The sequence below is a fragment of the Streptomyces canus genome (assembly GCF_041435015.1).
GTDB classification, from domain to species: domain Bacteria; phylum Actinomycetota; class Actinomycetes; order Streptomycetales; family Streptomycetaceae; genus Streptomyces; species Streptomyces canus_G.
This window is the reverse complement of the sequence record NZ_CP107989.1, coordinates 5,889,134-5,910,488: the sequence shown is the minus strand read 5'-3', so window position 1 is coordinate 5,910,488 and position 21,355 is coordinate 5,889,134. Positions and strand designations below refer to the sequence as shown.

The following is a 21,355-nucleotide window of genomic DNA, read 5'->3' as shown; positions in this document are numbered from 1 at the left end:
TGTGACATCCGGGGGGATGCTCGGGAGGGGAAGACGATCATGAACACGACGCAGACGGGACCGCACCCAGGGCCGCACACGGGTACGACGACCGGCGCGAACGGCAGCCCGCACGCCGGCCTCAACGGCGATCCCCGCATCGGCTGGAGCAGCGCCGAGAGACCCCACGCGCCCGCTCTCCGCCACCGCCGCGACGGCATACTGCCCACGGTCGCCGCCGCTCTCTCCGTCCGCGGCGCCACCCTCACCTCCACCGCGGCCCGCAGCGACCAGGCCCCGCCGCTGCACCCGCTCGTCCAGGACTTCCTCGACACCCTCGGCAGCGACCGCCGCGACCGCTTCACCGGCCGCTGCGCCGAGGCCATGCTCATATCGCGGCACATCGCCGCCGCCGACGCCGCCCGCAGCAAGCGCGCCGTCCGCAAACCGATGACCAACGGCGAGGCCCGCCGCGCCCTCAAGCAGGCCAAGCTCACCGCCCGCCGCATCCGCGAGGACGGCGACCCGCTGCACGGCAGCTTCGCCGCGCCCTGCCGCGCCTGTACCGCTCTGAGCGCCCATTTCGGCGTACGCATCGTCGACCCGACGGCGAACGGCGGCTGACACCCCCCACCAGCACGACCCGTACCACCCGTACGACGGCGCCGCCGTACACCACGGCGCCCACCCATGACCTCGACGAACGCGAAGGGCAGATGCACCCCGACCGCACCGGCACCACCCGTTTCCCCGTCCCCGTCGACGCCGTTCTGCGCGCCGCCGGCTGGCAGCCCGGACGCTGGGACATAAAGCAGGCCGAGTTCTGGGCCGACGCCCTGCGCGAACACACCTCACCGGCCGGACACCGGCACGCGGTGTTCCCGGCCGCGGTCGAGGCCTGGGCCGAGTTCGGCGGACTGCACCTGACCCCCACCGGCACCGGCCGCCAGGTCGCCCCCGTCCACCTCCACCTCGACCCGCTGCACGGTCTCCACATGGCCCGCACCCTCGCCGACCTCGGCCGCGCCCTCGGCAGCGAGGTCTGCCCGCTCGGCGCCGAGACCGACTCCCAGGCCATCCTCTGCATCGACACCGAGGGCCGTGTCTACGTCCTCGACCACACCGGCGACTGGTACCTCGGCCCCGACATCGACCAGGCCCTCGCCGGCCTCGTCTCGGGCATCGAACCGACCCGGCTCATCGCGGGCTGAGCCCCACCCCCGGGGGTCCAGAGGCCCACGTCTGCACGTCCCTGCCCCCTACATCCCGTGCATCCCGTGCATCCCCTGCATCCCCACGACGGTCACGCCGCCGGAATCACCGCCGACACCCGGAAACCGCCCGCCTCCGTCGGCCCCGACACGAACACCCCGCCCAACGCGGAGACCCGCTCCTTCATCCCCACCAGGCCGTTGCCCCCCGACGGCAGCCGCGCCGACCCGAGCGACGGCACCTCCGGCGCCGGTTCGTTCTCCACCTGCATCGCGATCTCCGACGCCCGGTGCGCCAGCCGTACGTGCGTCTTCGCGCCCGCGGCGTGCTTGTGGACGTTCGTCAGAGCCTCCTGGACCACCCGGAACGCCGTCTGCTCGATCTGCGCGGCATACGACCGCACGTCGCCCTCCACCGACAGATCCACGGCCATCCCCGCCGCGGCCGACTGTCCGATCAACGTCTCCAGATCGTCCAGGCAGGGCCCGTCGGCCTCGTCCACCGCCCGGGAGGCCGCCACGGCCGCCGCCATCCCCACCGCGACGAGTGGCACCGCGGCCCGCTCCTGCCGCCCGAATCCGTCCCCACTGCGCAGCACCCCGAGCATCTCCCGCAGCTCGGTGAGCGCCTGCCGTCCCATGTCCCCCACCAGCGCGGCGTTCTTGACGGCCTTCTCGGGATCCTTCCGGGCGACGGCCTGAAGCGCGGCCGCGTGCACCACCATCAGGCTCACCCGGTGCGCCACGACGTCATGCATCTCGCGGGCGATACGGGTCCGCTCCTCGCCCCGCGCCCACTCGGCCCGCTCCTCGGCCCGCTCGGCGAGCAACTGAAGCTCCCGCTCCAGATCGTCGGCCCGCTCCCGCAGGCTCTCCATGAGCCGGCGCCGAGCGCCCACGTACAGCCCGAGCAGCAGCGGCGGCGCGGTCATGCCGATGGCCGTGGTGATCGACGCGAAGGGGACGAACCAGTCCCCCAGGTCCAGTTCGCCGTGCGCCATGTCCTGGCGTACCCGCACGAACATCACGATCAGCATCCCGACCAGTGACATTCCCGCGAGCGAGCCGATGATCCGGCGCGGCAGCTCGGACGCGGCGAGCGTGTACAGGCCGACGATGCCCATGAGGTAGCCCATCTGGGCGGGCGTGATGGCGATCGAGACGAGCACGACGGCGATCGGCCACTTGCGCCGGACGACCAGCACGGACCCCGCCAGCACACCGAACACGATCCCCGCGGCCATCGGGATCCCGGCGTCCTCCGCGAACCGGATCCCCTCGAACGCACACTCCACCGCGGACGCCGACGCCAGGCCCACGTCCAGTACCGCACTGCGCCACCGTGCCCACCACCACGGCCCCGTCTGGGCCGCGGTGAAGTCTTCCCCCGTCGTGGTCATGCCTCCAGCCTACGTTCGGCGGTGGGAGGTTTTCCGGTGCATTTCGACGACTGGCCTACACCACCTTGAGTGACCGATCGACCACGAAACCACCCGATATCCCTCGAACTGCTGAATCGCTCACCGTTCGAGGCCGGAAGATCGGATTCCGGCCGGATGGTACGCGTATGGCACATCCACATGACACGTACGCGGACTTCGAGAGTCTGCGCGGGCAGGCGGTCGCTCTTCAGCGCCTCGTCGAGAGTGAGCCGCCTCCGGAATGGACGAAACGGCCGCGAGCGAAGGACGATCTACGCAAGAGGGCGCGAGAACTACGGACGCCGGGCTGGACGTACGGCCGGATCCAGACGGAGCTGGGGTGCTCAGCTCGGTGTCGCTTCGGGTGCGGGATCTGCCGACCCCGGAGCCCAAGTGAACACCGGAAGACGACCAAGAGCGTCAAGCGACCAAGGCAGCCGCAGAAGCGGCCGTCGGCGAACTGACGGACCGCGAGCTCCTGGGAGTGCAACGGGAGCGCCTGACCTTGCGCGTCAGCATTCACGAGACCGCAGACACGGAGGCCGCCGAGAGGCTCTGGGCCGACGTCGCCGGTGTCGACACGTCAGCATTCAGCAGAGCAACTCTGAAACGGCACAACCCCCGGACGGTTCGCAAGAACACCGGAGACACCTATCACGGCTGCCTCGTGATGTACGTCCGGCAGAGCGCCGATCTGTACCGTCGCATGGAGGGCACCTGGTACGGCATAGTAGGAGCCGCCACTCGGCAGCCTGACTGAATGTCTGGTTTAGCCGAAATTGTTCCCCCGTGGTGTAATTGGCAGCACTGTGGCTTTTGGTGCCATCTGTCCGGGTTCGAGTCCTGGCGGGGGAGCCGCACCCTGGTCGGGCCCTGACAGCACTGTCAGGGCCCACTCTCATGTCCCCCGAGAAACGCCCCGGTATCCTGCGGATGTCACCCCACCCCCTCCACAGCCGAAGGGCATCCCGTGAGCGCCATTCGCCCGGCAGCCGTCGTCGTTCTCGCAGCGGGTGAGGGCACCCGTATGAAGTCGGCCACACCCAAGGTCCTGCACGAGATCTGTGGCCGCAGCCTCGTCGGGCATGTGCTCGCCGCCGCCCGCGAGTTGGACCCCGAGAACCTCGTCGTGGTCGTGGGGCACGCCCGGGAGCAGGTCACCGCTCATCTCGCCGACACCGACGCCGACGTACGGACGGCCGTGCAGGCGCAGCAGAACGGCACGGGGCACGCCGTACGGATGGCGCTGGAGGAGCTCGGCGGCCGTGTCGACGGGACCGTCGTCGTCGTGTGCGGGGACACCCCCCTGCTGACCGGCGAGACCCTCAACGCCCTTGCCGCCACGCACTCCACGGACGGGAACGCGGTCACCGTGCTGACCGCCGAGGTGCCGGACGCGACCGGGTACGGGCGGATCGTGCGGGACGCGGTGTCCGGTGCGGTGACCGGGATCGTCGAGCACAAGGACGCCTCCGAGGCGCAGCGGGCCGTCCGCGAGATCAACTCGGGCGTCTTCGCCTTCGAAGGGCAGCTCCTCGCCGACGCGCTGGGCAAGGTGCGGACCGACAACTCCCAGGGCGAGGAGTACCTCACCGACGTTCTCGGGATCCTCCGGGAGGCCGGGCACCGCGTCGGCGCTTCCGTCGCCGTCGATCACCGTGAGATCGCCGGGATCAACAACCGTGTGCAGCTCTCCGAGGCACGGCGGATCCTCAACGACCGGCTGCTGACCCGCGCCATGCTCTCCGGCGTCACGGTCGTCGACCCTGCCAGCACCTGGGTCGACGTCGGCGTCACCTTCGGCCAGGACTCCGTCGTCCACCCGGGCACGCAGCTGCACGGCTCCACGCACCTCGGCGAGGGCGCCGAGGTGGGTCCCCACAGCCGCCTCACGGACACGCACGTCGGAGCGGGGGCACGCGTCGACAACACCGTCGCCGACAGCGCCCACATCGGCGACCACGCGAGCGTGGGACCGTTCGCCTATCTCCGCCCCGGCACCCGGCTGGGCGCGAAGGGCAAGATCGGGACGTACGTCGAGACGAAGAACGCGAGCATCGGGGAGGGGACGAAGGTCCCGCATCTCTCCTATGTCGGTGACGCGACGATCGGCGAGTACACGAACATCGGTGCCGCGAGCGTGTTCGTGAACTACGACGGTCAGGACAAGCACCACACGACGGTCGGGTCGCACTGCCGCACGGGTTCGGACAACATGTTTGTGGCGCCTGTCACGGTCGGGGACGGCGCGTACACCGCCGCAGGGTCGGTGATCACGAAGGATGTGCCGCCCGGTTCGCTGGCCGTGGCCCGTGGCCAGCAACGGAATATCGAGGGCTGGGTGGCCCGGAAGCGTCCGGGGAGCGCGGCGGCGAAGGCTGCCGAGGCGGCTTCCCGGGAGGGCGCGAGCGAGGACTGACCGGAAACAGGTGCGCCGAAGTCGTCGTACCGTGATAACTGCACACCCAGTTGAAACACCTCTGAGGAGACAGCTGTGACCGGGATCAAGACGACCGGCGAGAAGAAGATGATGTTCTTCTCCGGCCGCGCCCACCCCGAGCTTGCCGAGGAGGTCGCCCAGCAGCTGGGTGTCGGGGTCGTCCCGACCAAGGCCTTCGACTTCGCGAACGGCGAGATCTACGTCCGCTACCAGGAGTCGGCACGCGGTGCGGACTGCTTCGTGATCCAGAGTCACACGGCTCCGATCAACCAGTGGATCATGGAGCAGCTGATCATGATCGACGCGCTGAAGCGTGCGTCGGCCCGCTCCATCACGGTCATCGTGCCGTTCTACGGCTATGCGCGGCAGGACAAGAAGCACCGCGGCCGTGAACCGATCTCGGCGCGGCTGATCGCGGACCTGATGAAGACGGCGGGTGCGGACCGCCTCCTCACCGTCGATCTGCACACGGACCAGATCCAGGGCTTCTTCGACGGGCCGGTCGACCACCTCTTCGCCCTTCCGCTGCTCGCGGACTACGTGGGCCGGAAGGTCGACCGGGACAAGCTGACGGTCGTGTCCCCGGACGCGGGCCGGGTGCGGGTCGCGGACCGCTGGTGCGACCGGCTGGGTGCGCCGCTGGCGATCGTGCACAAGCGGCGTGACAAGGACGTGGCGAACCAGGTGACCGTCCACGAGGTCGTGGGCGAGGTCAAGGGCCGGGTGTGTGTCCTGGTCGACGACATGATCGACACGGGCGGCACGATCTGCGCCGCCGCGGACGCGCTGTTCGCGCACGGCGCGGAGGACGTCATCGTGACGGCCACGCACGGTGTGCTGTCCGGGCCGGCCGCGGACCGGCTGAAGAACTCCCGGGTGAGCGAGTTCGTGTTCACGAACACCCTGCCGACGCCGGGTGAGCTGGGCCGGGACCTGGACAAGATGACGGTCCTGTCGATCGCGCCGACGATCGCGAGCGCGGTGCGCGAGGTGTTCGAGGACGGTTCGGTGACGAGCCTCTTCGACGAGCAGTAAGGGTTCTGCAGAAGATCCTTTTGGGTACGGCCTCCCTCTCCGAGTAGACTGCTCCAGTTGCTCGGCGAGGGAGGCCGTACCTGTTCGCGCAGGTGTCGGCGGTCCGTTATCGACGCGCTCTTCGTAGCAGGCCGTTCGTGGCCGGGTGACCACGTCCGCCGCTGTTTCCACGAGGAGTGATCCGCATGTCCGAGGTCAAGATCGTCGCCGAGACCCGTTCCGAGTTCGGCAAGGGTGCCGCCCGCCGTATCCGCCGTGACAACAAGGTTCCCGGTGTTCTGTACGGTCGCGGTTCCGACCCGATCCACCTGACCCTCCCGGGCCACGAGCTGCTGCTCGCGCTGCGTACGTCGAACGTCCTGATCGCCCTGGACATCGACGGCAAGACCAACGAGCTGGCGATCCCGAAGTCCGTGCAGCGTGACCCGATCAAGGGCTACCTCGAGCACGTCGACCTCCAGCTGGTCAAGCGCGGCGAGCAGGTCAACGTCGAGATCTACGTCCACACCGAGGGCGAGCTGGCCCCGGGCGGCTTCCTGCTGGAGCACGTCCTGAACGCGCTTCCGGTCGAGGCCGAGGCCACGCACATCCCCGAGTCGGTCACCGTCTCCGTCGAGGGCCTGGCCGCCGGCGACTCCGTCCTGGCCAAGGACATCACCCTGCCGAAGGGCACCACGCTGGCCGTCGACGGTGACACCGTCGTCCTGCAGGTCCTGGCCGCGCAGGCCGAGGAGTCCGAGGGCGAGGCCGCCGAGGGCGACGAGGCCGCCGAGGCCTGACCGACGGTCCGGCCGTAGCTGTCGTGCCGCCGCTTCCCCGGCGCCGCGGCACCGCGGTAGCGATATACGCTCCAGCCGTCGCCCCTGTCCAGGGGGCGGCGGCTGCGGCATGTGCAGAGGAGAGATGGACGTGACTACCCCCGCCAACGGCCCCTGGCTGATCGTCGGCCTCGGCAATCCGGGGCCCGAGTACGCGGGCAATCGGCACAACGTCGGCTTCAGGGTGGCCGACCTGCTGGCCGAGCGGGTCGGGGGCCGCTTCAAGCGGGCCGGGAAGGCGCAGGCCCAGGTCGTGGAGGGGCGGATCGGGCCGCCGGGGCCGGGGAACCGGCGGGTGGTCCTGGCGAAGCCGATGTCGTTCATGAACCTGTCCGGCGGTCCGGTGAACGCGCTGAAGGACTTCTACAAGGTGCCGGTCGCCAACATCGTGGCCGTCCATGACGAGCTGGACATCGACTACGGCATCCTGCGGCTGAAGCTGGGCGGCGGGGACAACGGTCACAACGGGCTGAAGTCGATGACGAAGGCGTTCGGGGCGGAGTACCACCGGGTGCGGTTCGGGATCGGTCGCCCTCCGGGCCGTATGCAGGTCGCGGACTTCGTGCTGAAGGACTTCTCGTCGAGCGAGCGCAAGGAGCTCGACTACTTCGTGGACCGGGCGGCCGACGCGGTGGAGGCTCTGGTGATCGAGGGTCTCGAGCGGGCGCAAAGCACGTACAACTCCTGACTTGTCCGCCCGGTGACCGGGACGGAGTTGACCACCCGCAGGGCCATGGCCAATGATCCCGGCCATGCCTGCCACAGCCCTCACCTCCCGCCGGACCTCGGTCGCCGCGCTGCGGTTCGGTCGGTTCGCGTCGATGGGGGCGGTCACGGTGCTGATCCTGATCGCGGGGGTGTGGGCGTCCTGGGGCAGCGCGCAGTACGTGATGCTGACCAAGGGGCGGGAGCGCGGCACGATCGAGGTGGCGCGGTGTGCGCAGGACGTGTGCAGTGGTCCGTACACACCGTTGTCGCACGGGTCGCAGGCGCGGGGCCGGGTCGTCATCGAGAAGACGGTGGCCGTGCGGAAGGGCCGGACCTACACGGTGGTGGTGAAGCCCGGCAGCGCCGATGTCGTACGGTCCGGGCCGGCCGGGGTGCTGTATTCCTGGGTGCCGATGGGCGGGGCGCTGCTGCTCGCGTCGGTGGTCGTGGCGGGCGGGCTGCGCAGGACGCGGTTCGCGTGGGTGTTGGCGGGGTCGGGGATCGCGCTGCTCACGGCGGCTTTCGTGGCCATCTGACAGCTTTCGGTGTTCTCCGCCTCTATGGAGAACGTGAGTGTTGTCTGTTCGTGATTGACCAGAGGTCAATCACGGTGGAAGCTGAGCCGCCCCCTCCACATCTTCCCGTTTGACTCTCGAAGATGGACTACTGCCCCATGCGTACCCTCTCCCGCGTCGGCGCCGTGTGCGCCGTCGCTTCGGCGGCCTTTCTGGTCGCACCGGTCGCCCACGCCACCCCTCACGGTGACAACGGAACCGTGAAGATCCACGACGCCACCACGGGCGAAGAGCTCCGCAAGAACGAGCCGCACGTCTGCACCTTCTACCTCGACGCCTTCGGCTTCGACGCCGTCCAGGAAGTCGACTGGCACATCGAGGCCTGGGCCCCGACGGCCGACGTCAAGGGCGAGACCGTGAAGTCCGGCGAGATCACGCTGGACACCGACGGCCACGGCCGTACGGACGACCTGTCACTGCCGGACGGCCACTACAAGCTGTTCTGGAACTTCGAGGGCGAGAACGGCGCCGCCAAGCACAAGGTGTTCTGGACGGACTGCGCGGACGAGGAAGGCGGCGGCGGTACGACGGCCACGCCCACCGCGTCGGCCTCCGGCACCCCCGGGTCGGGCGACTCCGCCTCTCCCAGCGCCGATCCCAGCGAATCCGCTGAGGCCGGGGCCTCCCCGTCGGCCTCTTCCTCCCCGTCCGCCTCCGCTTCCGCGCAGGGCTCCACCGGTGACCTCGCGGAGACCGGGAACGGCGCTCCCGTCGGCCTGCTCTCGGGTGTCTCGGCGGCGCTGCTGGCGGCCGGCGCTTACCTCGTCGTCAGGCGGCGCCGGGCCTGACGCAGATCCGAAAAGCGGTGCCCCCGAGCCGACCGGCTCGGGGGCACCGCTGTGCTCATGGGCTCAGCCGGTGTTGCGCAGGCCCGCGGCCACGCCGTTGACCGTGAGGAGCAGGGCGCGGGAGAGCAGCGGGTCGGGCTGTTCGCCCGCGGCCGCCGCGTCGCGCTGGCGCTTGAGCAGCGTCACCTGGAGATACGAGATCGGGTCCAGGTAGGCGTCGCGGATGGCGAAGGTCTGCTTGAGGACCGGGGTGGCGTCGAGGAGTTCGGTCTCACCCGTGATCTTCAGGACCTCGCGGACGGTCAGCTCGTGCTCGGCCTCGATGTCGGCGAAGACATGCTGGAGCTCGGCGGGGACGAGGGTCTCGACGTAGTGGCGCGCGATGCGCAGGTCGGTCTTCGCGAGTGTCATCTCGACGTTGGAGATGAAGTTCCGGAAGAAGTGCCACTGCTCGTGCATCTCGTCGAGCACAGTGTCCAGGCCCGCCTCGCGCAGCGCCTTCAGGCCGGAGCCGACGCCGAACCAGCCGGGGACGATCTGCCGGGACTGGGTCCAGCCGAACACCCACGGGATGGCGCGCAGTCCGTCGAGGGAGACGCCCGAGCCGGGGCGGCGGGAGGGCCGTGAGCCGAGGTGCAGGTCGGCGAGCTGGTCCACCGGCGTCGACGCGAGGAAGTACGTCGGCAGGTCCGGGTCCTCGACGAGCCTGCGGTACGCGGCGTGCGCGGCGTCGGAGACGACGTCCATCGCCGCGTCCCAGCGGGCCAGCGCCTCGTCGGACTGGCGGGGTGCGGTGTGCAGGGCCGACGCCTGGAGCGTGGCCGCGACCGTGAGCTCCAGGTTCTCGCGGGCCAGCGAGGGCACGAGGTACTTGTCGGAGATGACCTCGCCCTGCTCGGTGACCTTGATCTCGCCCTCCAGGGTGCCCCAGGGCTGGGCGAGGATGGCGTCGTGGGAGGGGCCGCCACCGCGGCCGACGGTGCCGCCGCGGCCGTGGAACAGCCTCAGCCGCACCCCGTGGCGGTGCGCCACGTCACGCAGCCGCCGCTGCGCCCGGTGGATCTCCCACTGGCTGGTGGTGATGCCGCCGAACTTCGAGGAGTCGGAGTAGCCGAGCATGACCTCCTGGACGTCCCCGCGCAGGGCCACGAGCCTGCGGTACGACGGGTCGGAGAGCATGTCCTCCAGGATGGTGTCGGCGGCCTTGAGCTCGTCGGTGGTCTCCAGGAGCGGCACGATGCCGATCTTCGCCCAGCCGGCGTGCAGGTCGAGCAGGCCGGCCTCACGGGCGAGGACGGCGGCGGCGAAGACGTCGTCGGCGCCCTGGCACATCGAGATGATGTACGACTCGATGACCTCGGGTCCGAAGACCGCGAGGGCCCGCTTCACGGTCTGGAAGACACCGAGGGTCTTCTCGCCGGCCGCGTCGACCGGGGCCGGGCTGGGCGCGAGGGGCCTGCGGGAGCGCAGTTCCTTCGCGAGCAGCTTGGTGCGGTACTCGCGAGGCATGTCCACATACCGCCAGGACTCCTCGCCGAGCCGGTCGAAGAGCTGACCGAGGGCGTGGTGGTGGGCGTCGGCGTGCTCGCGGACGTCCATGGTGGCGAGCTGGAGGCCGAAGGCGGACAGGGTGCGGATGGTGCGGTCCATCCGGCCGTCGGCGAACAGGCCGCCGCGGTGTTCCCTGAGCGAGGTCTGGATCAGGGTCAGGTCGCTCAGGAGCTCACTGGTGCCGAGGTAGTCGCGGCCGTCCTCGTGCGGGATGCCCTTGGCCAGGCGGGTCTTGGTGTTCTCCAGCTTCTGCCGGATGCAGGTGGCCTTGAGGCGGTACGGCTCCTCGGCGTTGAGGCGCTTGTAGCGGGGGCTGATCTCCGGCAGGCGCTCCAGGTCGGCCTTCAGGGACTCCAGGAGCTCTTCGGTGGCGCCGGTGTAGCGGATGGAGTTCGACAGGAAGCCGCGCAGCTCGTCGATGAGCTCCAGGGCGTCGTTGATGCCGTGCTCGTGCTGGAGGATCAGGACGTCCCAGGTGACCTGGGGGGTGACGTTGGGGTTGCCGTCGCGGTCGCCGCCGATCCAGGTGCCGAAGGTGAGGGGGCGGGTGGCGTCGGGGATCCTGACGCCGACGCGCTCCAGCTCGGCCGTCAGGTCCTCCAGGACGTCACCGACGGCGCCGGCGTGCAGCTCGTCGAGGTAGTAGATGGCGTTGCGGGCCTCGTCGGCGGGCTCGGGGCGCACCACCCGGAGTTCGTCGGTCTGCCAGACGAGGTCGATGTTCTCCGCCAGACGGGTGTCGTAGCGGCGGCGGTCCGTCTCGATGACCGGGGTCTCCAGGAGCGCGGCGATCCGGCGGAGCTTGTTCAGCACCGAGCGGCGCGCGGCCTCGGTCGGGTGGGCGGTGAAGACCGGGCGGACGTTGAGGTTGGCGACGCTCTGGCGCAGGTGCTCGGGGTCGGCGTCCTTGAGGCGGTCGGCCGTACGCGCGAGCAGACCGCCCTCGGCGGCGCGCCTGGCCCGCAGTTCGCGGCCGCGGTGGACCTGCTCGGTGACGTTGGCCAGGTGGAAGTAGGTGGAGAAGGCGCGCACCAGCTTGGCGGCGGTCTCCAGTTCGATGCCGCGCAGCAGCTCGGCTGCGGCCTCGCCGTCCTCACGGGTGAGGCGGCGCACCTTCTCGACGAGTTCCAGCAGCTCGGGGCCCTCCTGGCGGACGAGGGTCTCGCCCAGGAGGTCGCCCAGCCGGCGGATGTCGGCGCGCAGCTCACTACTGGTCGACGTGGCGCTCGTGGTCAGGTCGTCGGCACTGCTCACAGGTGCGGCTCCTTGCAGTGTTGAAGCTCGTCCGGGAGGGGAACCCGGGGTGCGGTCCTGCGGCAGCCGCCGCATACGGGCCGGACATCCGGGAAGAAATCAGAGCGGACCGCGCTGTCCGACCGACTCCAAGGATAGGTGTCCATGCGGACGCGCAGACTCTCGGGCTCTTGCCGCCGGGCGCCGCGCTGCCATACTTACGACGCCGTAGGTTACGGAACCGTAGGGACCGTCGTAACGGAACCGGGAAAGGATTCCCGCAGCCCGGCACCTGTCTCCAATCCTCGAAACCCCACAGGGGACGCCCATGACCACGCGCTCCGATGTGATCGCAGACGCCCCGAAGGCGACCGACGGCTCGACACCACCCTCCGCGACGCTGGGCGGTGAGCAGAAGCGTTCGCTCGAACAGATCACGCTGCTCCTCTTCATCGCCGTTCCGTTCCTCGCCCTGCTCGCGGCGGTGCCGTTGGCGTGGGGCTGGGGTGTGAGCTGGCTCGATCTGGGCCTTCTGGTCTTCTTCTACTACCTCGGCTGCCACGGCATCACGATCGGCTTCCACCGCTACTTCACCCACGGCTCCTTCAAGGCCAAGCGGCCCCTGCGCATCGCGCTGGCGATCATGGGGTCGCTGGCGGTCGAGGGGCCGCTGGTGCGGTGGGTGGCCGACCACCGCAAGCACCACAAGTTCTCCGACGCCGAGGGCGACCCCCACTCGCCGTGGCGGTTCGGGGAGACGGTCCCTGCACTGATGAAGGGCCTGTGGTGGGCCCATATCGCCTGGATGTTCGACGAGGAGCAGACCCCGCAGGAGAAGTACGCGCCGGATCTGGTCAAGGACCCGGTGATCCGGGCGATCTCGCGCCAGTTCATCTTCTGGACGATGCTCTCGCTGGCCCTCCCCGCCGTGATCGGCGGGCTGGTGACGATGTCCTGGTGGGGTGCGTTCACCGGGTTCTTCTGGGGCTCGCTGGTCCGGGTCTGCCTGCTGCACCACGTGACCTGGTCGATCAACTCGATCTGTCACGCGGTCGGCAAGCGGCCCTTCAAGTCGCGGGACCGCTCGGGCAACGTGTGGTGGCTGGCCGTGCTGTCCTGCGGTGAGTCCTGGCACAACCTGCACCACGCCGACCCGACCTCGGCGCGGCACGGGGTGATGCGAGGCCAGCTGGACTCCTCGGCGCGGTTCATCCGCTGGTTCGAGATGCTCGGCTGGGCGTACGACGTGCGCTGGCCGTCACGCTCGCGTATCGATTCCCGCCGGAACACCGACGGGGACGGCTCCCGGCGCCAGAAGGAGGCCGTCGAGGCGGCATGATGGACGCCGTGGCGACCGACTCCAGCAGTACCCCGAGCAACGAAGCGAAGCCGCGGCGTGCCCGGCGCACCCGGATGACGGGGGCCGAGCGCCGCGCCCAGTTGCTGGAGATCGGGCGCACGCTCTTCGCCTCGAAGGGCTTCGAGGCCACGTCGGTGGAGGAGATCGCGGCGAAGGCGGGCGTCTCGAAGCCGGTGGTGTACGAGCACTTCGGCGGCAAGGAAGGCCTGTACGCGGTGGTGGTGGACCGTGAGATGCGGCGCCTGCTGGACATGGTGACGAGTTCGCTGACCGCCGGCCACCCCCGCGAACTGTGCGAACAGGCGGCCTTCGCTCTCCTCGACTACATCGAGGAGTACACGGACGGCTTCCGCATCCTGGTCCGTGACTCCCCGATCCCCCAGTCCACGGGCTCCTTCGCCTCTCTGATCTCGGACATCGCCACGCAGGTCGAGGACATCCTGGGCCGGGAGTTCAAGAGGCGCGGCTTCGATCCCAAGCTGGCCCCCCTGTACGCCCAGGCCCTGGTAGGCATGGTCGCCCTGACCGGCCAGTGGTGGCTGGACGTGCGCCGCCCGAAGAAGGCGGAGGTGGCGGCGCATCTGGTGAACCTGGCGTGGCACGGCCTGGACGGGCTGGAGGCGAAGCCGCGCCTGATAGGCCGCAGGAAGAGCTGATCCGTCACCGGAACGTACGACGGCCCGTGCACCCCTGGGTGCACGGGCCGTCGTACGTTTTCGCGGCGTCAGTGCTTGAAGGTGTCCTTGGCCTTCTCCTTGGCCTGGCGCGCGTCGCCCTTGGACTGCTCCATGCGGCCCTCGGCCTCCATGCGCTCGTTGCCGACCGCACGGCCCACGGTTTCCTTGGCCTTGCCCTTGGCCTGTTCCTTCTTGCCCTTGGCCTTCTGGTCTCCTGCCACCGGTCTCACTCCCAGCGCTGGTCGACTCCGCTGACATCACAGCGGGTGACCCGGACCGCCCCGGTCAAACAAGGAACTCCAGCCGGTTCCCCACGGGGTCGTACGAGAAGAAGCGCCGGCGTCCCGGCAGGCCGGAGTCCCAGCGGAGCGTCGCGCCGTGCGCCTCCAGCCGGGCGGCGTACGCCGAGATGTCCGTGACTTCGAGCCCCGGATGGGCCTTCTTCGCCGGTCGGAAGTCGTTCTCGATCCCCAGGTGCAGCTCCACCGCACCCGCCCGGAACCAGCACCCGCCCCGAGCCGCGAGCACCGGCGGCTTGGGGATCTCGGTCATGCCGAGGACATCGACGTAGTAGGCGCGCAGCAGGTCCTCGGAGCCGGTCGGCGCGGCGAGCTGCACGTGGTGCACGGCGGCGAGCATCAGCGCCCCTTGCGGGCGACGGCGAAGATGCGGCGGAACGGGAACGGCGTGCCGTGCGGCCCCGCCGGGTACGCCTCGCGCAGGGCCGCCCCGTAGGCGCCCACGAACTCCTCCCTGGCCGGCGGGTCGTCGGCCAGGGCGGTCAGGACCGGCCGCAGTCCGGTCCCCTTGACCCAGTCCAGGACCGGGTCCCGGCCCTGCAACAGGTGTACGTACGTCGTCTCCCACGCGTCCACCTCGCAGCCCAGGTCGGCCAGCGCCGCCAGATAGGCCTGGGGCGCGAGCACGGCGTCGTCGTGGCGCAGGGTCTCCGCGAGGCCCATGGACCCGGCGAGTTCGCGCATCAGCCGGTGGCTCGGTGAGTCGAAGTTTCCGGGCACCTGGAAGGCGAAGGTGCCGCCGGGTGCGAGACCGGCGATCCAGTCGGGGAATCGCTCTACGTGCCCCGGCACCCACTGCAGCGTCGCATTGCTGACGATGAGGCCGTACGGCCGTGAGGGCGCCCAGGTGCGCACGTCCGCGTGGGCGAAGTCGAGGTGCCCGCCGCCGGAGGTGGGGCCCGCGTACTCGACCTGCGCCTTGTCGAGCATCTCGGCCGAGTTGTCGTAGCCGGTGATCCGGGCCGTGGGCCAGCGTGCGGCGAGCACGGCCGTCATGTTGCCGGGGCCGCAGCCCAGGTCGGCGATCAGGGGCGGGTCCCCCGGCAGGTCCGGGACCCGGGCGAGGAGGTCGGTGAAGGGGCGGGCGCGGTGGTCCGCGTGGCGGAGGTACTGGGTGGGGTCCCAGGTGGGCGTCGTCATGTCCCCCACCTTCCCCGCCCAGTTATCTTGATGTCAAGAGACTTGATATCAAGAGACTTCACATCGACACAACCACTACACTGATCGTCATGGAGGACGAGGTCGATCGGCTGGTCGCTGCGTGGCGCCGGGAGCGCCCTGACCTCGACGTGGAACCGCTCGAGGTGCTCAGCCGGGTGAGCAGACTGGCCCGGCACCTGGACCGGGCACGCCGGCTGGCCTTCGCCGAGCACAGCCTGGAGCCCTGGGAGTTCGACGTGCTGACCGCGCTCAGGCGCGCGGGGACGCCGTATCAGCTCTCCCCCGGACAGCTGCTGACACAGACGCTGGTCACCTCGGGCACGATGACCAACCGCATCGACCGCCTGGCCAAGAAGGGCCTGGTGGAGCGGCTGCCCGACCCGAGCGACCGGCGAGGGGTGCTGGTCAGGCTCACGGAGGACGGCAAGGACCGCGCGGACCAGGCCCTCGCCGGTCTGCTGGAACAGGAACGCGCGATCCTCGCGGAGCTCTCCCGCGCCCAGCGCGGGGAACTGGCCGGGCTGCTACGCCAGCTGACCGCCCCGTTCGACAACATCCCCGGCTAGGTCCGCCGGCCCCACCCCCGCGCGGCGCGCCAGGGCGACGGCGGCCAGGGTGGAGTGGACGCCCAGCTTGCCGAGGACGTTCTGCATGTGCGTGCGCACGGTGTGCGGGGAGAGGAACAGTCTCTCCGCGACCGCCTTGCGGCCGAGCCCGGCCACCATGCAGCGCAGCACCTCCCGCTCGCGCGGGGTGAGGGACTCCACCAGCCGCTCGCTCTCGGTGCGGTGCTTGCGGGCGGCGGTGAGCTCCCTGAGCACGCCGGTGAGCAGGGCCGGAGGCAGATGGGTCTCCTCCCGCAGCACCCCCCGGATGACGGTGAGCAGCCGGGACAGCGAGCAGTCCTTGGCGACCCAGCCCGAGGCGCCGGCCTGTAGGGCGAGCGCGGCCCGCCGCGGGTCGTCCTTCTCCGCGAGCACGACGATGCGGACCGCCGGCTGCCCCGTACGGACCCCGGCGACCAGCGATATGCCGTCGACCAGCCCCTCTTCGTTGCCGTCCTGTACGGACACGGCGGGCCTGATGCCCTGGACGTTGCCGCCCAGATCTGCGTCGACGAGCAGCACGTCGAAACGGCGGCCCTCGGCGGCCGCGCGCTCCAGACTGCGCAGCGCGGCGGGACCGCTGCCGGCCGCGGAGACCTCCACGTCGGGCTCGGCCGCCAGCGCGGCGGCGAGCGACTCGGCGAAGATGCGATGGTCGTCGACGACCAGGACTCGGATACGAACCACGAAACCCCCTTCCCCAAGCTCTCGAAGAGCAGGGGATACCCATCGTCATCGTCTGAGGACGACTCGGGAGACGACACGGCCGCGGGTACGACACACGAAGCACGATGGCCGCACGGCCGTCGCCGCGCAAGAACTGCTACCCCCACTTCGGGCGCCGTACCCGACTGTTTCGCCCCCCTGATCAGCACCGGCCCCCACCGGTGCTGTTCATCAGGGTACGGCCGGGGGGCAGGAGCGGAAGGTTATTTGCAGAACTGGCTGTCCGGTGCGTTTATGGTGAGCCGCATGTTTCGTCTGGAGACAGAAGTCGACAAAGCCCGACGCGATCTGCTGCGCTCCCGGCTGCGGGAGACGAACACGGCGGCCTCCCCGATCCTGCGCGCGCTGCGCGGAACCCCAGGTGAACGGGAACTTCCGCTCCACGTCTGGGCGTTGGACGACTCCGGCGCCCTCGCGGGCGGACTGGTCGGCCACACCTGGACGAGCTGGCTGCACGTGACCTACCTGTGGGTCGACGAACGGCACCGCGGCGCGGGCCTGGGTTCGCAGTTGCTCGCACGGGCGGAGCGCCTGGCCCGTCGCGGCCGGGGCTGCACCTCCGTACGCCTGGAGACATGGGACTTCCAGGCGCCGGAGTTCTACCGGAAACAGGGATACGAGGTGGTGTGCGTGATCCCGGACTATCCGCCGGGGATCACGGAGTACACGCTGACCAAGCGGCTCAGCGCCTGAAACGCCAGGAGCCCGGCTCGTCCGCCGGCCGCAGACCCAGCTCCCCGGCGATGCCGGCCGCACGGCGGTGGGAGACGTCGGGGTAGTGGCCGGGGTGGACCTCGACGAAGCCGTGCACATCGGCCGACGCCGTGCGGAGCGCCTCGCGGAGTATGTGTTCCTGCTCCTCCAGCCTGGCCCGCTCCTCCTGCTGCCGTACGACGATCGCGCCCCGGCGGGCCGTGGCCGCCACGATGCCGAGCACCAGCAACGCGAACGCGCCCACGCCCATGAGGGTGCCGGTCGCGTCCGCGTCGCCGGGGGTACGGGGGCGCAGCACGCCCTCGGGGTCCGCGAGCACCGTGATGGTCTGGCCGACGGCGAAGGTGCCGGACCGGGCCTGGAGGGCGGGGCCCCGGACCCTGGTGCCGTCGCGGCGCGCGAGTGCGTAGTCGTAGCTGTTGACCTCCCGCCCCTGGTCCGGGGCGAGCCACTCCCGTATGACGGTGGCGGTGATCCGCTCGCCGCGCCGCTCCAGGGTGAGGTCGTCGCGGGCCAGGTCGGCGAAGTACACCGCCACCAGGGAGGCACCGACGACGACCAGCGCCGCGGAAAGGCCCGTCTCGTCCGCGGCGAGCTTCGTCAGCAGCAGGGCGAGCAGCACGCCGTGCGCGATCCACAGGGGCACCAGGAGACCGGAACCGTGGTGGCCCGCCAGGAGGAAGAAGCCGACGATCGCGGCCAGCGCATAGCAGCCGATGCCGATCGCCGACAGGATGCGATGGCGCCCTCGACTCACGCTCCGACGTTACTGGGGCGTATGTCAGGGAGGGGCCCGGCTTTCCCCAAGTTCGGATCAAGCCGGGCAAAACAGCGGTCAGCCGTTCTCAGGCCAGGCGACGCGCCCCCGCCGAGGGCACCGCCTCGAACACCCGCGGAGCGGTGAACTCCGCTGCGGCGAAGGCCTCTTGCACCGCCTTGGTGAGAGGCTCCACGTCGGCCGCCTCCGCCAGCACGATCGCCGAGCCGCCGAAGCCGCCGCCGGTCATCCGGGCGCCCAGGGCACCCGAGGCGAGGGCGGTGTCGACGACCAGGTCCAGCTCCGGGCAGGAGATGCGGAAGTCGTCGCGCAGCGAGGCGTGGCCGGCCACCAGCACGGGGCCGATCGCACGGGTCTCGCCCGACTCCAGCAGGGCGACGGTCTTCTCGACCCGCTCGTCCTCGGTGACGATGTGGCGGACCAGGCGGACCGCCTCCTCGTCGTCGCCGAGCCTCTCGAGGGCCGCGTCGAGCTCGCCGTAGGGGATGTCGCGCAGCGCGTCCACGCCCAGCAGCGCCGCACCCCGCTCGCAGCCCGCACGGCGCTTGCCGTACTCGCCCTCGCTGTGCGAGTGCTTGACGCGGGTGTCGACGACGAGCAGCACCATGCCCTCGGCGGCGAGATCGAAGGGGATCTGCTTCTGGGCGAGGTCCCGGGTGTCGAGGAACAGGGCGTGGCCGGCCTCGCAGCAGGCGGACGCGGTCTGGTCCATGATCCCGGTGGGGGCGCCGACGTAGACGTTCTCGGCGCGCTGGCACAGGCGGGCCAGCTGCCAGCGCTGGAGACCGAGGTCGTACAGGTCGTTCAGCGCGAGCGCGACGACGACCTCCAGGGCCGCCGAGGAGGACAGGCCCGCGCCCGCCGGGACCGTCGAGGCGAGGTGGACGTCCGCGCCGGTGACCGGATGGCCGGCCTCGCGCAGCGCCCAGACGACACCGGCGGGGTAGGCGGTCCAGTTCCGGTCGCTCTCCGGCGCGAGGTCGTCGAGGCGCAGCTCCACGACCCCGCCCTCGACGTCCGAGGAGTGCAGACGCAGGACGCCGTCCGTGCGCCGGGAGACTGCCGCGACCGCGGTGTGCGGCAGCGCGAAGGGCATCACGAAGCCGTCGTTGTAGTCGGTGTGCTCACCGATGAGGTTGACGCGGCCCGGCGCCGACCAGACACCCTCGGGCTCGGTTCCGTAGAGCTCGGCGAAACCGTCCCGGACCTGCTGTGCCGCCACTACTGCTCCCTTGCTGCGCTGATGGTCTGAGCGAACTCCCAGGCGTCCGCCACGATCCCCGCGAGATCCGCGCGGGACGGGTTCCAGCCCAGCTTCTCGCGGGCGGTGGCGGCGGAGGCGACCAGGGTGGCCGGGTCGCCGGCCCGGCGCGGGGCCACGACCTCGGGGATCGGGTGGCCGGTGACCTTGCGGACCGTCTCGATGACCTGGCGGACGGAGAAGCCCTCGCCGTTGCCGAGGTTGCAGATGAGGTGCTCGCCCGCGGTGGCGGCCTCGATGGCGAGGAGGTGGGCCTCGGCCAGGTCGGCGACGTGGATGTAGTCGCGGACGCAGGTGCCGTCCGGGGTCGGGTAGTCGTCGCCGAAGACGTTGATCGCCTCGCGCCTGCCCTGCGCGACCTGGAGGACCAGCGGGATGAGGTGCGACTCGGGGTCGTGCCGCTCGCCCTGCTTGCCGTACGCGCCGGCCACGTTGAAGTACCGCAGGGACACGGCACCCAGCCCGTGCGCGTTCGCCTCGCTGGTGATCATGAAGTCGACGGCGAGCTTGGAGGCGCCGTACGGGTTGGTGGGCCTGGTCGGCGCCGACTCGACGATCGGCACCTCCTCGGGCTCCCCGTACGTGGCGGCCGTGGAGGAGAAGACGAGTCGGCGCACGCCGGCCTCGCGCATGGCGCCGAGCAGCGCCATGGTGCCGCCGACGTTGTTCTCCCAGTACTTCTCGGGCTTCACGACCGACTCGCCGACCTGCGAGAAGGCGGCGAAGTGCAGGACGCCGTCGAAGGAGGAGTCCAGCCACTCGGCGGCGTCGCGGATGTCGCCCTCGATGAAGGCGGCTCCGGCCGGGACACCCTCGCGGAAGCCGGTGGAGAGATTGTCGAGGACGACGACCTCGTGCCCCGCCTCCAGCAGGTGTTGGGCCACGACACTGCCGACATACCCCGCGCCACCTGTCACCAGGTACTTCATGAACTCGCTACCTCTCGCAGTCGCTGAGCCGCGGCCTCCGGTCGGATGTCGTTGATGAAGACGCCCATGCCCGACTCGGAACCCGCGAGGAACTTCAGCTTGCCGGACGTACGGCGGATGGTGAAAAGCTCCAGGTGCAGCGCGAAGTCGTCGCGGTTGACGCCCTCGAACTCCTCCAGCTGGCCGAACGGCGCCTGGTGCCAGGCGGCGATGTACGGCGTCGGAGACTCGCCCTCCCCGAATATCCGGTCGAAGCGCCTCAAGAGTTCCAGATACACCTGGGGAAACTCTGTGCGCGCGTCCTCGTCGAGGCCCAGCAGATCCGGAACCCGGCGCTTCGGGTAGAGGTGCACCTCGTACGGCCAATGCGCCGCGTAGGGCACGAAGGCGACCCAGTGCTCGGTCTCCAGGACGACCCGCTCGTCGGCGAGCTCGCGCTCCAGGACGGCGTCGAAGAGGTTCTCACCCCCGGTCGCCTCCTTGTGCGTGGCGAGAGAACGCAGCATCAGGGCGGTGCGCGGCGTCGTGAACGGGTAGGCGTAGATCTGGCCATGGGGGTGACCCAGGGTCACACCGATCTCCGCACCCCGGTTCTCGAAACAGAAGACCTGCTCTACGGAGGGCAGATGCGACAGCTCCGACGTCCGGTCGGTCCATGCGTCCAGGACGAGCCGCGCCTGCTCCTGCGTGAGGTCGGCGAAGGACGCGTTGTGGTCCGAGGTGAAGCAGACGACCTCACAGCGTCCCGAGTCGCCGGCCAGCGAGGGGAAACGGTTCTCGAAGACCACCGCGTCGTACGACGAGTCCGGGATCTCACTCAGTCGCTCACCCTGCGAGGGGCACAGCGGGCACTCGTCCGCGGGCGGGTGGTAGGTGCGCCCCTGTCGGTGCGAGGCGATGGCCACGGAGTCGCCGAGCAGCGGATCCCGACGAACCTCGGACGTGGTGACGGTCCGCTCCAGCGGACGTCGGTCCACGGCGTCGCGGACGGTGTCGTCGCGCAGGTCGTAGTAGATGAGCTCGCGACCGTCGGCCAGCCGGGTCGAGGTCTTCTTCACCGCTGGACTCCTTCACTCAAACATAACT

General features: G+C 70.2%; 22 protein-coding genes, 1 tRNA gene and 1 pseudogene. 14 read left to right on the top strand and 10 right to left on the bottom strand.

Annotated features, from left to right (window positions below; all coding sequences use genetic code 11):
* The first annotated feature begins 39 nt into the window (after nt 1–39).
* Both OG841_RS27115 and OG841_RS27110 read left to right on the top strand, forming a co-directional pair.
* Entirely contained in the window at nt 40–603 is a 564-nt protein-coding gene (locus OG841_RS27115) for a YwqJ-related putative deaminase (RefSeq protein WP_371566982.1), read from the top strand.
* Between the two features lie 92 nt (nt 604–695).
* On the top strand, nt 696–1,190 hold the full coding sequence (locus OG841_RS27110) for an SUKH-3 domain-containing protein (protein ID WP_371566981.1): 495 nt from the start codon (nt 696–698) through the stop codon (nt 1,188–1,190).
* A gap of 92 nt (nt 1,191–1,282) precedes the next feature.
* Here OG841_RS27110 and OG841_RS27105 read toward each other — a convergent pair whose 3' ends face one another.
* Nucleotides 1,283–2,590, bottom strand: a complete 1,308-nt coding sequence (locus OG841_RS27105) for a sensor histidine kinase (protein ID WP_371566980.1) — start codon at nt 2,588–2,590, stop codon at nt 1,283–1,285.
* Between the two features lie 167 nt (nt 2,591–2,757).
* Here OG841_RS27105 and OG841_RS27100 point away from each other — a divergent pair.
* The 8 genes and pseudogenes from OG841_RS27100 to OG841_RS27065 all read left to right on the top strand — a co-directional run bounded on the left by OG841_RS27100 (nt 2,758) and on the right by OG841_RS27065 (nt 8,975).
* Nucleotides 2,758–3,371 (top strand): annotated as a pseudogene (locus OG841_RS27100) (hypothetical protein).
* 23 nt (nt 3,372–3,394) lie between these two features.
* A tRNA-Gln gene (locus OG841_RS27095) sits at nt 3,395–3,466 on the top strand.
* A 115-nt stretch (nt 3,467–3,581) separates the two neighbouring features.
* Nucleotides 3,582–5,030 (top strand): bifunctional UDP-N-acetylglucosamine diphosphorylase/glucosamine-1-phosphate N-acetyltransferase GlmU, encoded by a 1,449-nt coding sequence (gene glmU, locus OG841_RS27090; protein WP_328639113.1) that lies wholly within the window; start codon nt 3,582–3,584, stop codon nt 5,028–5,030.
* A 75-nt stretch (nt 5,031–5,105) separates the two neighbouring features.
* Nucleotides 5,106–6,086 carry a ribose-phosphate diphosphokinase gene (locus OG841_RS27085; RefSeq protein WP_266563665.1) on the top strand — a complete coding sequence of 327 codons (981 nt, stop codon included), beginning with the start codon at nt 5,106–5,108 and terminating at the stop codon, nt 6,084–6,086.
* 185 nt (nt 6,087–6,271) lie between these two features.
* Nucleotides 6,272–6,865 carry a 50S ribosomal protein L25/general stress protein Ctc gene (locus OG841_RS27080; protein WP_328639114.1) on the top strand — a complete coding sequence of 198 codons (594 nt, stop codon included), beginning with the start codon at nt 6,272–6,274 and terminating at the stop codon, nt 6,863–6,865.
* A gap of 124 nt (nt 6,866–6,989) precedes the next feature.
* Entirely contained in the window at nt 6,990–7,592 is a 603-nt protein-coding gene (gene pth, locus OG841_RS27075) for an aminoacyl-tRNA hydrolase (RefSeq protein ID WP_328639115.1), read from the top strand.
* A 52-nt stretch (nt 7,593–7,644) separates the two neighbouring features.
* Nucleotides 7,645–8,148, top strand: a complete 504-nt coding sequence (locus OG841_RS27070; RefSeq protein WP_328639116.1) for a hypothetical protein — start codon at nt 7,645–7,647, stop codon at nt 8,146–8,148.
* A gap of 137 nt (nt 8,149–8,285) precedes the next feature.
* Complete coding sequence (locus tag OG841_RS27065; RefSeq protein WP_328639117.1) at nt 8,286–8,975, top strand: LPXTG cell wall anchor domain-containing protein; 690 nt, start codon at nt 8,286–8,288, stop codon at nt 8,973–8,975.
* Between the two features lie 63 nt (nt 8,976–9,038).
* Here OG841_RS27065 and ppc read toward each other — a convergent pair whose 3' ends face one another.
* Entirely contained in the window at nt 9,039–11,780 is a 2,742-nt protein-coding gene (gene ppc / locus OG841_RS27060) for a phosphoenolpyruvate carboxylase (RefSeq protein WP_328639118.1), read from the bottom strand.
* Nucleotides 11,781–12,087: 307 nt separating this feature from the next.
* Between ppc and OG841_RS27055 the strand changes: the two genes are divergently transcribed.
* Both OG841_RS27055 and OG841_RS27050 read left to right on the top strand, forming a co-directional pair.
* Complete coding sequence (locus OG841_RS27055) at nt 12,088–13,098, top strand: acyl-CoA desaturase (RefSeq protein ID WP_328639119.1); 1,011 nt, start codon at nt 12,088–12,090, stop codon at nt 13,096–13,098.
* On the top strand, nt 13,095–13,775 hold the full coding sequence (locus OG841_RS27050; protein ID WP_057610408.1) for a TetR/AcrR family transcriptional regulator: 681 nt from the start codon (nt 13,095–13,097) through the stop codon (nt 13,773–13,775). The genes OG841_RS27055 and OG841_RS27050 overlap by 4 nt, the downstream gene beginning before the upstream one ends.
* Nucleotides 13,776–13,843: 68 nt before the next feature.
* Here the strand turns inward: OG841_RS27050 and OG841_RS27045 are convergent, their stop codons facing one another.
* The 3 genes from OG841_RS27045 to OG841_RS27035 all read right to left on the bottom strand — a co-directional run bounded on the left by OG841_RS27045 (nt 13,844) and on the right by OG841_RS27035 (nt 15,235).
* A complete protein-coding gene (locus tag OG841_RS27045) occupies nt 13,844–14,017 on the bottom strand; it encodes a CsbD family protein (RefSeq protein WP_328639120.1) in 174 nt (57 codons plus the stop codon).
* Nucleotides 14,018–14,081: 64 nt separating this feature from the next.
* Nucleotides 14,082–14,435 (bottom strand): VOC family protein, encoded by a 354-nt coding sequence (locus OG841_RS27040; RefSeq protein WP_328639121.1) that lies wholly within the window; start codon nt 14,433–14,435, stop codon nt 14,082–14,084.
* A complete protein-coding gene (locus OG841_RS27035) occupies nt 14,435–15,235 on the bottom strand; it encodes a trans-aconitate 2-methyltransferase (RefSeq protein ID WP_328639122.1) in 801 nt (266 codons plus the stop codon). Before OG841_RS27035 ends, OG841_RS27040 begins: the two co-directional genes overlap by 1 nt.
* 89 nt (nt 15,236–15,324) lie before the next feature.
* On the opposite strand from OG841_RS27035, the gene OG841_RS27030 reads away from it, so the two are divergent.
* Nucleotides 15,325–15,822, top strand: a complete 498-nt coding sequence (locus OG841_RS27030; protein WP_007382615.1) for a MarR family winged helix-turn-helix transcriptional regulator — start codon at nt 15,325–15,327, stop codon at nt 15,820–15,822.
* Here the strand turns inward: OG841_RS27030 and OG841_RS27025 are convergent.
* Nucleotides 15,781–16,548 (bottom strand): response regulator transcription factor, encoded by a 768-nt coding sequence (locus OG841_RS27025; protein ID WP_328639123.1) that lies wholly within the window; start codon nt 16,546–16,548, stop codon nt 15,781–15,783. The two genes, OG841_RS27030 and OG841_RS27025, sit on opposite strands and share 42 nt — an antisense overlap.
* Before the next feature lie 273 nt (nt 16,549–16,821).
* Here OG841_RS27025 and OG841_RS27020 point away from each other — a divergent pair, with 273 nt between their 5' ends.
* On the top strand, nt 16,822–17,280 hold the full coding sequence (locus OG841_RS27020) for a GNAT family N-acetyltransferase (RefSeq protein ID WP_328639124.1): 459 nt from the start codon (nt 16,822–16,824) through the stop codon (nt 17,278–17,280).
* On the opposite strand, the gene OG841_RS27015 is transcribed toward OG841_RS27020, so the two are convergent.
* From OG841_RS27015 to galT, 4 genes are all read right to left on the bottom strand, one after another.
* On the bottom strand, nt 17,270–18,058 hold the full coding sequence (locus OG841_RS27015; protein ID WP_328639125.1) for a hypothetical protein: 789 nt from the start codon (nt 18,056–18,058) through the stop codon (nt 17,270–17,272). The two genes, OG841_RS27020 and OG841_RS27015, sit on opposite strands and share 11 nt — an antisense overlap.
* A gap of 88 nt (nt 18,059–18,146) precedes the next feature.
* Nucleotides 18,147–19,301: a galactokinase gene (gene galK, locus OG841_RS27010; RefSeq protein ID WP_328639126.1), complete on the bottom strand. Its 1,155-nt coding sequence runs from the start codon at nt 19,299–19,301 to the stop codon at nt 18,147–18,149.
* The gene (galE, locus tag OG841_RS27005; protein ID WP_371566979.1) at nt 19,301–20,269 is read right to left on the bottom strand and encodes a UDP-glucose 4-epimerase GalE; all 969 of its coding nucleotides are present in this window, start codon (nt 20,267–20,269) and stop codon (nt 19,301–19,303) included. The genes galK and galE overlap by 1 nt, the downstream gene beginning before the upstream one ends.
* On the bottom strand, nt 20,266–21,327 hold the full coding sequence (gene galT, locus OG841_RS27000) for a galactose-1-phosphate uridylyltransferase (RefSeq protein WP_328639128.1): 1,062 nt from the start codon (nt 21,325–21,327) through the stop codon (nt 20,266–20,268). The genes galE and galT overlap by 4 nt, the downstream gene beginning before the upstream one ends.
* Between the last annotated feature and the right edge of the window lie 28 nt (nt 21,328–21,355).

Excerpts from the sequence above, each read along its gene's own strand:
- OG841_RS27065 (WP_328639117.1), top strand. The coding sequence starts at position 8,286 with ATGCGTACCCTCTCCCGCGTCGGCGCCGTGTGCGCCGTCGCTTCGGCG.
- OG841_RS27105 (WP_371566980.1), bottom strand. The coding sequence starts at position 2,590 with ATGACCACGACGGGGGAAGACTTCACCGCGGCCCAGACGGGGCCGTGG.
- OG841_RS27035 (WP_328639122.1), bottom strand. The coding sequence starts at position 15,235 with ATGACGACGCCCACCTGGGACCCCACCCAGTACCTCCGCCACGCGGAC.
- OG841_RS27080 (WP_328639114.1), top strand. The coding sequence starts at position 6,272 with ATGTCCGAGGTCAAGATCGTCGCCGAGACCCGTTCCGAGTTCGGCAAG.
- OG841_RS27020 (WP_328639124.1), top strand. The coding sequence starts at position 16,822 with ATGGTGAGCCGCATGTTTCGTCTGGAGACAGAAGTCGACAAAGCCCGA.
- pth (WP_328639115.1), top strand. The coding sequence starts at position 6,990 with ATGGACGTGACTACCCCCGCCAACGGCCCCTGGCTGATCGTCGGCCTC.
- OG841_RS27055 (WP_328639119.1), top strand. The coding sequence starts at position 12,088 with ATGACCACGCGCTCCGATGTGATCGCAGACGCCCCGAAGGCGACCGAC.
- OG841_RS27110 (WP_371566981.1), top strand. The coding sequence starts at position 696 with ATGCACCCCGACCGCACCGGCACCACCCGTTTCCCCGTCCCCGTCGAC.
- OG841_RS27040 (WP_328639121.1), bottom strand. The coding sequence starts at position 14,435 with ATGCTCGCCGCCGTGCACCACGTGCAGCTCGCCGCGCCGACCGGCTCC.
- OG841_RS27050 (WP_057610408.1), top strand. The coding sequence starts at position 13,095 with ATGATGGACGCCGTGGCGACCGACTCCAGCAGTACCCCGAGCAACGAA.
- OG841_RS27030 (WP_007382615.1), top strand. The coding sequence starts at position 15,325 with ATGGAGGACGAGGTCGATCGGCTGGTCGCTGCGTGGCGCCGGGAGCGC.
- galE (WP_371566979.1), bottom strand. The coding sequence starts at position 20,269 with ATGAAGTACCTGGTGACAGGTGGCGCGGGGTATGTCGGCAGTGTCGTG.
- OG841_RS27115 (WP_371566982.1), top strand. The coding sequence starts at position 40 with ATGAACACGACGCAGACGGGACCGCACCCAGGGCCGCACACGGGTACG.
- OG841_RS27070 (WP_328639116.1), top strand. The coding sequence starts at position 7,645 with ATGATCCCGGCCATGCCTGCCACAGCCCTCACCTCCCGCCGGACCTCG.